This is a genomic window from Streptomyces sp. AC1-42W, from assembly GCF_003248355.1.
In the GTDB taxonomy this organism is placed as follows: Bacteria; Actinomycetota; Actinomycetes; order Streptomycetales; family Streptomycetaceae; genus Streptomyces.
Window position 1 is genome coordinate 960,203 of the sequence record NZ_QKWY01000002.1, and the last position, 13,098, is coordinate 973,300.

4 protein-coding genes are annotated in these 13,098 nt (G+C 68.6%); 2 read left to right on the plus strand and 2 right to left on the minus strand.

The window, feature by feature from the left end:
• Positions 1–5: 5 nt before the first annotated feature.
• Complete coding sequence (gene coaA / locus DNK56_RS22375) at positions 6–1,001, minus strand: type I pantothenate kinase (protein WP_111337459.1); 996 nt, start codon at positions 999–1,001, stop codon at positions 6–8.
• A gap of 64 nt (positions 1,002–1,065) precedes the next feature.
• A complete protein-coding gene (locus tag DNK56_RS22380) occupies positions 1,066–4,233 on the minus strand; it encodes an FG-GAP-like repeat-containing protein (RefSeq protein WP_111337462.1) in 3,168 nt (1,055 codons plus the stop codon).
• A gap of 612 nt (positions 4,234–4,845) precedes the next feature.
• On the opposite strand from DNK56_RS22380, the gene DNK56_RS22385 reads away from it, so the two are divergent.
• Together DNK56_RS22385 and DNK56_RS36830 are read left to right on the plus strand one after the other, a co-directional pair.
• Positions 4,846–12,033, plus strand: a complete 7,188-nt coding sequence (locus tag DNK56_RS22385) for a ricin-type beta-trefoil lectin domain protein (RefSeq protein WP_111339474.1) — start codon at positions 4,846–4,848, stop codon at positions 12,031–12,033.
• Complete coding sequence (locus DNK56_RS36830) at positions 12,030–12,626, plus strand: DUF7919 family protein (protein ID WP_446750404.1); 597 nt, start codon at positions 12,030–12,032, stop codon at positions 12,624–12,626. Before DNK56_RS22385 ends, DNK56_RS36830 begins: the two co-directional genes overlap by 4 nt.
• Positions 12,627–13,098 lie beyond the last annotated feature (472 nt).

Genomic DNA, 13,098 nt, shown 5'->3' on the forward strand with positions numbered 1-13,098 from the left:
AGGGGTCAGAGCTTGCGCAGGGACAGCCGCTGGACCTTGTGGTCGGGCCCCTTGCGCAGCACCAGCGTGGCACGTCCGCGGGTCGGCGCCACGTTCTCCACGAGGTTCGGCCGGTTGATGGTCCGCCACATGGTGGCCGCGTACTCCATCGCCTCCGCCTCGGAGACCTGGGTGTACTTGCGGAAGTACGAGGACGGGTCCTGGAACGCGGTCTCGCGCAGCTTGCGGAACCGGTTGAGGTACCAGGTCTCGATGTCCTCCGGCCGGGCGTCCACGTACACGCTGAAGTCGAAGTAGTCGGCGAGCCCGACCCTGGTGCGGCCGTCCTTGCCGGGGAGGGCGGGCTGCAGGACGTTGAGCCCCTCGACGATCAGGATGTCCGGCCGCCGTACGGTGAGCCGCTCACCGGGCACGATGTCGTAGATCAGGTGCGAGTAGACGGGGGCGGTCACCTCGTCCTTGCCCGCCTTGATGTCGGCGACGAAACGGGTGAGGGCGCGCCGGTCGTACGACTCCGGGAACCCTTTGCGCGACATCAGACCGCGCGCCCGGAGCTCCTCCATGGGCAGCAGGAACCCGTCGGTGGTCACCAGCTCCACCCGGGGGTGCTCCGGCCAGCGCGCGAGCAGTGCCCGCAGGATGCGCGCGGTGGTGGACTTGCCCACGGCGACACTGCCCGCGACCCCTATGACGAACGGCGTCCCGCGCTGCGCGCCCTGCCCGTTCCCGGCGTCCCCGAGGAAGGTGTTGAGCGCCCCGCGCAGCCCGGAGGTGGCCTGCACGTACAGGTTCAGCAACCGGGACAGCGGCAGATAGACGTCCCGCACCTCGTCGAGGTCGATGACGTCCCCGAGCCCGCGCAGCCGCTCGACCTCCTCGGCGGTCAACGGCAACGGCGTCCGGTCGCGCAGCGCGCTCCACTCCGCCCGCGAGAGATCCACGTACGGCGTCGCCGCCTGCTCGGCGCGTCGGCCCGTACTCCGTGTCGGCGAGGTGATCACGCCTACATTGTCGCGGGAGACGCCGCCCCACGGAGGGTGGGCTCGGTCACGTGGCGGGACGGTGTCAGCCGAAAGCCTTGATGCTCTCCCAGCCGCCGTAGATCACGGTCTTCGCCGCAGGGTTCGTGTTGGTGGCGGACGGGTGGTAGACCTTCACCGATCCGTCCGCGGTGAACCGCGCCCACAGGTCCGGGATGCGGTCGCCGTTGACGTCCGGGATGCCCATCACGATGTCGATCTTGGCGCCGGTCCACCCGGTGCCGTACGAGGTGTCCTTCCCCTCGCGGGAGGCGGCGCCCGTCTTCAGGGAATTCAGGTCCACGCTGCCGGAGACGGTGCCGGCCTTGCCGTGCCGGATGTACATGTTCCCGTTGGACGTGTTCCGCCACAGGAGGTCGGGAGTGCCGTCCAGATCGATGTCGGCGACGTTGATGATGTCGCGCGGCTCCCACGCGGTGGCGCTCAGCCGGACCGCTTCCTGGAAGGTGCCCCCGGTGTAGCCGAGCAGCACCCAGAGGGCGTCGCCGGTGCGCAGGAAGACCTCGGGACGGCGGTCGCCGGTGACATCGCCGACGGCCTTGAGCTGAACCCAGCTCGCCGGGTCGGGGGCGTCGGCGGGCAGCCGGACCTCCAGGCGCTTGTCGACGTCGAAGCTGCCGTAGCCGTCGCCGGGGTAGAGCCAGAACCCGCCGTCCGGGGTGCGGGCGAACAGGTCGGTGACGCCGTCACCCGGGTACGCGTCGGCGTAGTGGGTGATCAGTGCGGCCTTGCCGGTGGCGGGGTCGTACCAGTGGCCGGTGGGATTCAGCTGCCCGTCCGAGGTGTAGCCGGCGGCGAGGGAGGTGTAGAGCTCGCCGCCGGACAGGCCGGGGTAGGAGCGCAGGTTGCCGCTCGGGTTGATGGTGAGCAGGTCGGCGCGTCCGTCACCGCTGAGGTCGCCCGGAGCGTCCTCGGTGTCCCGCGGCGGAACGTAGAAGACGTAGTCGGCGTACTCCTTCGACTTGTTGCCGACCGCGTCGTACGCGTAGACGCGCATGCTGTTGGGCCCGGCGCTGGGCGGGGCGAGGGTGAGGGTCAGTACGCCGACGGGGTTGCCCGCCTCGTCCGTGGCGGCGGTGGCGGCCTTGTCGGTGTAGTCGGCCCCGGTGAGCGTGTAGGAGAACTTCACGGCGCCGGGCGAACTGAAGGTGAAGACGCCGGGCGTGCCGAACTTCTTCTCGGACCAGGTGAGACCGTCCGGCGTGGCCTGGGGGAAGTCCACGCTGGTCACGTCGGGTGCGGGCGGCGCGGAGCCGTCCACGGTGAACTGGCAGGGCTGGTCGCCGGGCGGGAAGTAGGTGGAGACGGCGCCCTCGCTGTCCTCCGACCGGACGTCCCACTTGTAGGTGGTCTTGTCGGCGAGGCTGCTGGAGGGGATCGTCAGCGTCGCCTTGCCGCTGCTGTTGGGGGTGACCAGGGTTCCGGCGGGGGCGGTGGCTCCCGACTTCCACCAGCGGAAGCGCAGCTTGGAGAGGTTCTTGTCCGGGTCGGTCGCGGTCGCCGACAGCACGATGTTCGTCTTGGCGACGGCCCGGCTGGCCGGGGTGACCAGGCAGGCGCCGCCCGGAGTGGTGGTGCCGCCGGTCGGCTCGCTGGGCTTGCGGTTGTAGTCCACCTCCAGGGCGGCCGACGTGGCGCGGAACTTGCGCCAGGTGTAGGCGCTCGTCTCGGTGTTGGCCCGCATCCCCAGGGTGAGGGTCGAAGAGCCGGTGTCGGCCGCGTGCTGGGCACCGGCCTTCACGTTCCACAGGACGTAGTCGTCGGAGCAGGAGCTGTTGTAGCCGTGGGCGAACGACTGGGACTGGAGCAGCGACGACCAGCTCGGCTGCTTGTTCCACGTGGTGCCGGAGGAGATGGCTCCGGTGCGGTAGAGGTGGAACTGCCGGGCTTCGCAGGACCACGCGTGGTTGTTGAGGATCTTGAAGCTCGCCTTGGTGATGGTGGCGCCCTTCAGACCGCTGGAGAAGCCCATCGTCCAGAACGAACGTGCCAGACCCTTGGTGTCGCTCTCGTAACCGACGCGGGCGTCCGAGGTGCCGGAGCTGAAGTTGGTGCCGTTGTAGAAACTGGAGTTCGGGTACGGCTTGTAGGCGACGGTCCAGGACTTCCAGGCGGGCTTGATCGACGGGTCGATGAACAGCGGGTAGCGGACGTCGTCGCTCTGCAGCAGACCGGTGCCGGCCACGTCCAGACTGAGGCGCACCCCGTTGTCGGCATCGTCCAGGTCCGTCTGCAACAGGCTGCTGCGCGCGCCGGGTTCGATGCCGCTCAGCCCGGACAGCGCGAGTACGTCCCCGGCGGTGCCGGTGGCGGTGTGTACTGCGGTGCCCGGTTCCAGCTCGGGGTCCTGTCCCGATGAGTCCCAGGCGAACGGAGTGGGCACGGAACCGATCTCCCTGCCCTTCTTCGAGTCCAGCACCCGGACGGTGTCGGTCGTGGGGTTGTGCTCGAAGTACGCGGTGTCGGAGCGCAGCCCGAAGGTGAGGGTCCTCAGCTCCTCGTTCCGCGCGGCCTCGGGTGTCTTGACGACGAGCAGTTGGGCGAAGCCGCCCTCCTCACGGGCGACCAGCAGCATGTCGACGCCGGGGAAGACCTCCTGGTAGAGCGCGCGGGGGCCGTCGAGCACCGGTTCGGGCAGCGGCGCGGGCCAGGTGTAGGCCACGGTGTGACCCTCCAGCTCGACCTCGGCCAGGACACTGTCCCCGGCTGCGGGCGTGTCCCGGCGGAAGCCGCGGTCGGCGCGCTCGGGACGGCTTCCGGCCGCGAAGCGGACCGGTGTCACCGCGTTCGCCGGGGTGATGCCGTCCTTGGTGCGGTGCAGAGTCGTGTCGATCCGGGCCCATTCCCCGTCGGCGTTCTTCGCCCGTTGCGGGGTGGCGTGGATCTGCCGGCGCATCTTTCCGTCGGGCAGCGCCCAGGTGAGCGTGGTGGCGGTGGTGGCCGCCTCGACCAGGACCTTCTTGCCGGTGCGGCGGGCCGCGTCGATGGCCTCCGCCTCGGTGCGCGGGTGGTCTCCGGCCTGTGCCGCCTCAGTGCCGGGCCCTCCGGTCCGGGGCGCGGCGTTCCCGCCGCCGGGCCAGCCGGTGAGCAGGGGCAGCAGGGACGCGGTGAGCGCGGCCACGAGCAGGCCGAGGGTGACGGACAGCCGGGTGCGGCTGCGCACGAACGGTCTGAGCGGGCGTGGCACGGTCACGAGCTTCTCCGAGGGGGCCGGACGGATGGGCGGGGCGATATGTCGGGAACCCGCCCCCGGCGAGTGCGGGTACAGGCGCCCGCACGATCGCATGTGATCAGGTCAACCACCTAGAAGTAAAAACTTATTAGTTCGTGATCAATATGCAGTGTGACGGGCGAGAGGGAGGAGTTCGGGCGCGACCTGCCGGTTCCGTGGGGGGAATCGCTCCGGAGTGATGTGATACAGGGGGGGAAGATCCCTTTCGGCTCGTTGGGTGGGTTCAAGATCGATTCGCGCTGTGGCCGGAGTCACAGCTGACGCGTGTCGGTCACTCTGCGTGTCTTGATCATTTTCTGTAGTTCCTGTGAAGATTCCCGGCGCGCGCGCCCACATCGGGGCGCTGCTTGGCGTTCCCAATGACCGCCGTCCTTTGCCCGAGGTGGGAGTCGACGCATGCGTGCAGCAGGTCCGGGGTCCTGGTGGGAGCCCCGCCGACCGGCCTTGTCCGAAAGAAGCCGACGGAGACGTCGGCATCTCCGTACGACAGTGGTCGTCTCGTTGGCGTCGGCACTGACCTGGGGGACCCTCACGCTGGAGGCCGCGGCCCTTCCGCCGAAGCCCCGTGAGGAAATGGCCGTCCAGCTCCCCGACCTGCCCGAGAGCGCGCGGACGGACCAGGACGACAGCGCGGAGAAGCATCTGACGACCGCGCCCGAGCAGGTGACCACCCCCTACACACCGCAGGCGGTGGAGGAGTGGTCGCCGGGTGTGGGCACCGCGGACCTGACGGACGTGCAGCCGGGGCAGACGGTCCCGGTCGAGAACGTACCGACGATCTCGCTCGGCGTGCCCGAGGAAGGCGATGCGGCGGCGCTGGCGGGTGAGTGGACCGTCGACCTGAAGGCACCGGCGGACTCGCAGGCCGCCGAGGTCGACGGGCTGCTGATGGAGATCACCCCGCCGGCCACCGCCGACCCGGAGGCCGAGGTCACCGTCGGGGTCGACTACACCTCGTTCGCCGACCTGTACGGCCCCCAGGCCGCCGACCGGTTCGGCGTCGTCCTGCTGCCCAACTGCGTGGTCGACGCGCCCACCGAAGGCGAGTGCGCACCCGAGGCACCGGCCCAGGAACCGGCGGCCGGCACGACCGCCTCGGCGCAGCCGCTGGCCAGCGAGATCGAGGTGGTCCGCCCGAAGACCACCGCCAAGCTGCTCGCCGCCGCGGAGAAGCAGGGGGAGACCCTGCGGACCCGCAGGGTGGTCTCCGCCTCGGTGCCGGTGTCCGAACTCCTGGGCTCCGGCGCAGGTTCCAAGGCGTCCGGCGCCATGCGGGCCGCCGCGTCGGAGGGGACCGGCTCCCGCGCCGTGGGCGTGCTGGACACCGGAGCCTCGGCGGCCGGCGACTTCACGGCCACCCCGCTCCAGTCGTCCGGCTCCTGGGCGGCCGGTTCGTCCTCCGGGGCCTTCACCTACGGCTACCAGGTGCAGGTGCCCGAGGCGGCCGGCGGCCTGACCCCGCAGGTGGCTCTGTCCTACTCCTCCCAGTCGGTGGACGGCCGGACGTCGGCCACCAACAACCAGGCGTCCTGGATCGGCGACGGCTGGGACTACAACGCCGGCTCCATCACCCGCAGCTACGCCTCCTGCCGTCAGGACGCCAAGAAGGCGGGCGCCAACAACGCCTCCCACAAGACGGGCGACCTGTGCTGGGGATCGGACAACGCGACCCTGACGCTCGGCGGAACGACGACGGAACTGGTCTGGGACGCGGACCAGGAGAAGTGGTTCACCGCCAATGGTGACGGCTCCCGCGTCCAGGTCGTCAAGGACACGTCCAAGGACAACAAGGACGCCGACGGCGAGTACTGGATCGTCACCACCCGCGACGGCACCAAGTACCACTTCGGCCTGAATCACCTGCCGGGCTGGTCCACGGGCAAGCCGGTCACCAACTCGACCCTGACCGTCCCGGTGTTCGGCAACCACTCGGGCGAGCCCTGCTACAAGGCCGGCGACTGGAAGGGCTCCGAGTGCAAGCAGGCGTGGCGGTGGAACCTCGACTACGTCGAGGACGTCCACGGCAACGCCATGTCCCTGTGGTGGAAGAAGGACGCCAACTACTACGCCCGGAACTTCAACTGGAAGGCTCCGGTCTCGTACGACCGCGACGGCTACCTCCTGCACATCGACTACGGCCAGCGCAAGGACACCCTCTTCTCCGCACAGGCTCCCGGCCGCGTCGCCTTCGAGGTCGATGAGCGGTGCTACGCCGAGGGCTCCCTCACCTGCAGCCCGGAGAACTTCGCCTCCAAGGACCCGGGCAAGTACCGCATCTGGTACGACACCCCGGCCGACCTGCGGTGCACCGCCGGCAAGATGTGCTGGAACGCCGCGCCTTCGTTCTGGTCCACGAAGCGCCTGGACTCGATCCGGACCTTCGCGCAGCGCCGCACCGACACCACCGCCCGTCAGCTGGTGGACCACTACCGGCTCAAGCAGTCCTTCCCCTTCCTGCGGACCGGCCCGAACACCGCGCTGTGGCTGGAGACCATCACCCGCACCGGATACGCCCGCAACGGGGAGACCGATGCGAAGGTGCAGCTGAACCCGGTCCGGTTCGAAGCCAACGCGGACGACATGCCCAACCGCGTCATGCGGGGCGACAACGACCCGCGGCCCGGCTTCTCCCGCCTGCGCATCGGCCGCGTGATCAACGAGTACGGCGGCGAGACCGTCGTCAGCTACAAGCAGCCCGCGGGACAGTGCGCCACCGGCCAGGACCTGCCCGGCAAGTCCGACAAGGCCGCCCTGAAGAGCAACACGCGCCTGTGCTACCCCGTCTTCTGGCATCCGGACCCGGAGAAGGAGGACATCGACTGGTTCCACAAGTACGTGGTCCAGGAGGTCGAGGAACTCCCCAACGTCGCCGGTGCCTACTCGACCAGCACCAAGTACACGTACGGCACCGCCGGCTGGAAGATGGCCGAGCAGGAGTTCACCAAGAAGTCCACACGGACGTACTCCCGGTTCGCCGGTTTCGACCGGACCACCGTGATCACGGGTGCCGACGACAAGGCGATCGGCAGCAAGAGGACCAAGGCCGTCACCCGGTTCTTCCGGGGCATGGGCGACGACGTGGCGGTCAAGGACATCACCGGCGCGCACATCGCGTACGACCGTGAGCCGTTCGCCGGCCGCATAGCCGAGGAACTCACCTACGCCGAGGCCACCGACGCCGACACCGCCTGGAAGACCCGGTCCGTCACGGTTCCGGAGGCCACCGAACTGGCCTCCCGCACCCGGGGCGACGGTCTCGACCCGCTGAAGGCATGGCGGGTCACCGAGCCCCGCCAGCTGGCCTACAGCAAGGACGGCCAGGGGACCGTCCACACCTCGGAGACGAAGACCACCTACGAGTCCACGTACGGCCTGCCGGTCCGGATCGAGACGCTGGAGGACGCGGCCGACCCCGGCCTCGTCGGAGACGTCTCCTGCACCGACCTGTCCTACGTCCACCGCACGGACAAGAACCTCATCGGGCTGACCAAGCAGACACTCAGCTCCGCCACCTCCTGTTCCGCGGCCGACTTCACCGACCTCGGCTCGCTCGCCTCCGGTTCGCGCACCGCCTACGACGGCGGTGAGTACGGCGCCGCGCTCGGCGGCTCCACCCGGGGCCTGGTGACCCGGACCTGGTCGCTGAAGGCGGACGGGTCCGGCTTCCAGCCCGACGGCACGGTCGGGTTCGACTCCCTGGGCCGGGTGGTGAAGACCACCGACCCGGACGGCAAGTCGTCCACCACGTCCTACGCGATGACGAACGGCCAGACCTTCGGCGTCACCGAGACCAACTCCCTGGGCCACAGCTCCGTCCAGGAGATCGAGCCCGGCCGCTCCACCGCGACCAGGAGCACCGACGCGAACGGGCACGTCACCCGATTCGTGTTCGACGCCCTGGGCCGGATCGTCGAGGCATGGGCACCCGGCCGCACTCCGGAGTCGTCCGCGGTGCCGGACTTCGCCGCCGAGTACCACATCTCCAAGAACGACCCGGAGGAGGAGGACCGGTTCCCGCCCTACGTCGTCACCAGGAGCCGCGGGCACAAGGACCGAATAGAGACCTCCGTCACGCTCTACGACGGCCTCGGCCGCGAACGCCAGTCGCAGAAGGAGGCGACCGGCGGCGGACGGCTGATCACCGACACGCTGTACAACAGCTCGGGCGAGGTCTGGCAGACCAACAACGCCTACCTGGCCACCGGCAAGCCGAGCGGCCGGCTCTTCACCCCGCTCGCCGACACCGCCGTACCGAACGCGACCCGCTACACCTACGACGGCCTCGGCCGCGTGGTGACCGAACTGCCGATCCTCAACGGCAGCGAGATGCCGGCCCGTTCCACCCGCTACGAGTACGGCGCGGACTGGTCCACGGTCATCAACCCCTCCGGTGCGTCCTCCTACCGCGTCCGGTCCGACTCGATGGGCCGCACCACCCAGGTCGACACCTTCACCGACGCCGAACGGACCGAGTACACCTCGGTGAAGTACGAGTTCGACGACCGCGGCCTGCTCACGAAGGCGTACAGCGCGCAGAACCCCAAGCGGAGCTGGACCTGGACGTACGACGGACGCGGCCGGATGGTCTCCGCCACCGACCCCGACGCCGGTACCACCACCACGACGTACGACCACCGCGACCGCCCCGTCACCACGACCGACGCCCGCGGGGTCACCGTCTGGACCAAGTACGACGAGCTGTCCCGCCCCACCGAGCAGCGCCTCGGCGGCGCCACCGGCGAGCTGCTCACCCGGAGCACGTACGACACCGCGCCCGGCGGCAAGGGCCTGCCGGCCACCGCCGCCCGGATCACGGACGGCCAGGAGTACACGATGTCGGTCGGCGGGTACACCGCCGACTACCAGCCGCGTTCCACCACCCTGTCCCTGCCGGACACCCTCGCCACCACCTGGGGCCTGCGGAAGTCCTACACCTCCACGTACAACTACAGCGACACCGGTCTGCTGCTGGACGGCACCATCCCCGCGGCGGGGGCGTTCGACAGCGAGAAGCTCGTCGTCCGCTACAACGAGGACGGGCTGCCGCTCTCGGTCTCCGGCAAGGACTGGTACGGCTCCGAGGCCAAGTACTCCCCGTACGGCCAGCTGCTGCGCGCCACGCTGGGCGCCCAGCCGCACCGGGTGTGGGCGCTCGCCGGCTTCGACGACGCCTCCGGCGCCCTCACCGACCAGCAGGTGTACCGGGAGCAGAACGGCGACACCTCCCTCGTCGCCGGCAAGCTCGCCTCCCACCGTTCCTACTCGTACGACGACGCGGGCAACGTCACCGGCATCCGGGAGCGTTCGACCGGCATCCAGGAACGCCAGTGCTTCACCTATGACCCGATCGGTCAGCTGACCGAGGCGTGGACCTCCGCCGACCTCGGCAGCTGCGCCGACGGCCCGGTCAAGGCGGGCGGCGCACTCAACGTGACGGCCGGCCCGGACGACTCCGGCTACTGGCAGAGCTACGAGTACGACCTGCTCGGTAACCGGACGAAGCTCACCGAGAAGGACCTCACCGGCGCCACCGCCAAGGACGCGGTGACGACGTACGGCTACGGGAAGGCGGACGGCTCCCAGCCGCACACCCTGACCAAGGTGACCAAGAAGTACACCGCACCGTCCGGTGCCCAGGTCACGGCCGAGGCGGAGCGGCTCTACGAGCTCACGGGCGCGACCAAGCAGGTCAGTTCTCTGGAGAACGGCGACACCCAGGACATCAGCTGGACCTGGGACGGCCAGGTGGAGCGCCTCACCGGCCAGGGCAGCGGGGGCAAGACCTCCTACGTCGGCCTCGGCGGCAAGTGTCTCGACCTGAACGGCGGAAAGCCGGAGGAGAACCGGCCGGTCAACCTGTACTCCTGCAACGGAGCGGCTTCCCAGAAGTGGTCCTTCCAGGTGGAGCCGGGGCAGCCCGACCCGGACCTGGGCACGCTCACCTTCCACGGCGACACGTGGTGCGTCGCGCCGGCCGCGTCCGCGGCGGGGGCCGGTATGCGGATCAACGCGTGCGACGGTTCCGCCGGCCAGAAGATCAAGCGCAACGCGACGGGTCAGCTGGTGCACGTCGCCACCGGCCTGTGCGTCGCGGTCCAGGACGGTTCCACCGCCAACAGCGCCTCCACCGTCCTCACCACCTGCGCGGCCGGCTCGGCGGCGCAGAAGTGGGAGGCACAGAACGAGACCCGGTACATCTACGGCCCGGACGGCAGCCGTCTGCTGACCGTGCAGGGCAAGCAGGCCACGCTGCACCTGGCGGAGACCGAGGTCACCACGCAGGCGGCCGGCAAGCTGGTCTCCACGCAGCGCAACTACGGCGCCCCCGGCGGCAGCGTGGTGCGGCAGCAGTACGGCTACCAGACGACCAGCACGCTGGTCGCGGAGGTCGGTGACCACCAGGGCAGTACCTATGCCGAGGTCGCCATGACCGACGGGATGCCCGTGCGGGTCCGCAAGCAGGACCCGTTCGGCAACGAGCGCGGTGCCGCCGCCTCCGGTACCGGTCCGCGCACCCGGGCCGGCTTTCTGGGCACGTCCCCGGACGACGCCTCCGGCTACACCCAGCTGGGCGCCCGCATGTACGACCCGGCCGTCGGACGGTTCCTGTCGGCGGACCCGGTGCTGGACATCGCGGACCCGCTGCAGGCCAACGGGTACGCCTACGCCCACAACAACCCGGTCACGCTCTCCGACCCGACGGGTCTGGCGGTCTCCCTGACGGCCTCGGAGACGAAGGCGGCCTTGGCCGGCGTTGGGCTGACGGAGGCGCAGGTCTCCCAGGCACGGGCGATCATGGATCAGAGCATCACGTCTGTGATCCTTTCGGTCGCCTGGGATCAACTGGGTGAACTCATCGGCAAGGATGATGCATTGGGCTGCTTCGGGGGGAGCGTGAAATCCTGCATCAGCCTCGTCATCGGCGCGACTCCCGTGGGCAAACTCGGCCGCATTCCGTCCGCAATCAAGGCCATACACAAGACCGCCAAGGCTATCCAGGCGCTCAACAGGGCCAAGAAGAAGGCCGAAAAGGTGATTGCCGCGGCCAGAGCTGCGGAGAGGAAGGCGATCGCCGCAAAGAAGGCGGCGATCGAGAAGGTGAAGAAGGCGGCGCAGGCCGCGAAGAAGAAGGCGGCGGAGAAGAAGCAGACAACCAGTAACAAGGCCGTCAACGAGACCAAGAAAACCGGTAACCCGGTTCAGAAGCGGGCTCAGGCTGATTCGGCTCCGAAGGTCGCTTCGACATCGGCCACCCACAAGAGCTCCGCCGGCGGCAAGGCGGGTTCCGGGAAACCTGGTGGCTCGGCCGGTGGTTCCTCACGGAGCAAGGGTGGCAGCAGCGGAGATGGCGGCGCCGGCAAGGCGAGTCGTGGCAGTGATGAGGGATCAAGCCTGTCCCGCCCTAGCGGGCGTCCCGATAATGAGGAAGTTTTCGCCGGGCATGGTGACTGGTCGTTGAGGGACGGCTGGACGAGAATTCCCGAAAATACCTCTCTGGCTGTGTACGGGGAAAAGGGGTACACGATCAGTGATTACACCGGTTTCCGAGTGGAGGTGGGAGATCCCTCGGTTTTGCCCACCCGGGTCTACGGTCCGGGGGAGTGGGTAAGGAATTACCAGCTTCATCCAGTCTCTCCGGACCTTGTGGTACACAGTGCATCCACTACTGTGGACGCCAGAACGTCGCTGTCCGGTCTCCTGCGTCCAGGCATGGGCAGGGTGCATTGGGCGGCTTGCTTGGGAAGCAAGAGGCCATCGTGACCTACTATCGCGACCTGTCGCCGTACACGTATTCAGAATCTGTAATTCCGAATCGCAATGCCGGTTGGCTCGGATGGGGGCGCCCCTTCCGGAGAGGGGAGCTCCCTGGAGGGTTCCTCGAATCACTGGGGCGTCATGTGTTGATTCCGAGGGGTAAAACAAGGGGGTTCCACTCCTGTCGCCATTACGGGTGTCTCCGTAAAAGCAAGAACGGCCTCTTGGCTGAAATCGGTGGCGCATCTGTCGCGCTGGGAAGTGCTGAGATTCATGTTTTCGTCGAGAGTGGGGAATGTTTCGCTTCGCCCGACCTCATCTATCATTACGTGGAGAAGCACGGATACCTGCCTCCTGACGACTTCGTCAGAGCTATCACGAATGGATTGTCTGCGGCTGCGAAGCGCAGCGTAGCGACCAGGCTGCGGTCCATTGCGTTTGATGCGTCGAGGGTTGAGGATCGCGTTGATGCGGTAGCGGATCTCTTTGCTTGGGTGCCGGAGCGCGCGGCGGAACTGGCGACAGAGCTGATTGAGTTGCCAGAGTGCGATCCGTACGCGCGTGTGAAGTTTAAGGATTTGCTTGAGCACCGACGATGAGTTGGGAGGGGCCCAGACCGGCGGTGCTGCGTCGTGCTGTCCTGCTCCGGCGCGGTCCAGCACTTCGTCCCACGTCCGAGACTTTGCCGTGCGAGGCAATCGCTTCGGCGCTGCTCTTCGGGCGGGGACCGATCAGGCCGGTGGGGCCGGACGTCAATGTAGACGGTGGCGGTGACGCCGATCTGGGCGTGGCCGAGGAGCTCCTTGATCACGGCGAGTACGACTCCCTGCTCCGGGAACAGGTAGCCGGTGGAGTGCCTGATCCGGTCGAAGCGCTCGCCGACGGCACGGGGCGGGGCTCTTCAGGAGGTCCTCGGTGAGATTTGGGAGACGGACGCGGGCGCCTGCCTGTTCAGGGTGGCGGCAGGCTTGGTGGGCCAGGATTCTTCGGGGTGCTGGATGGGCCGGAAAGTCGTGTCTTCCCCAGGGAAGATCGGCACGCCGGATGACGGCCGGGTGTGGCCAGACGTTG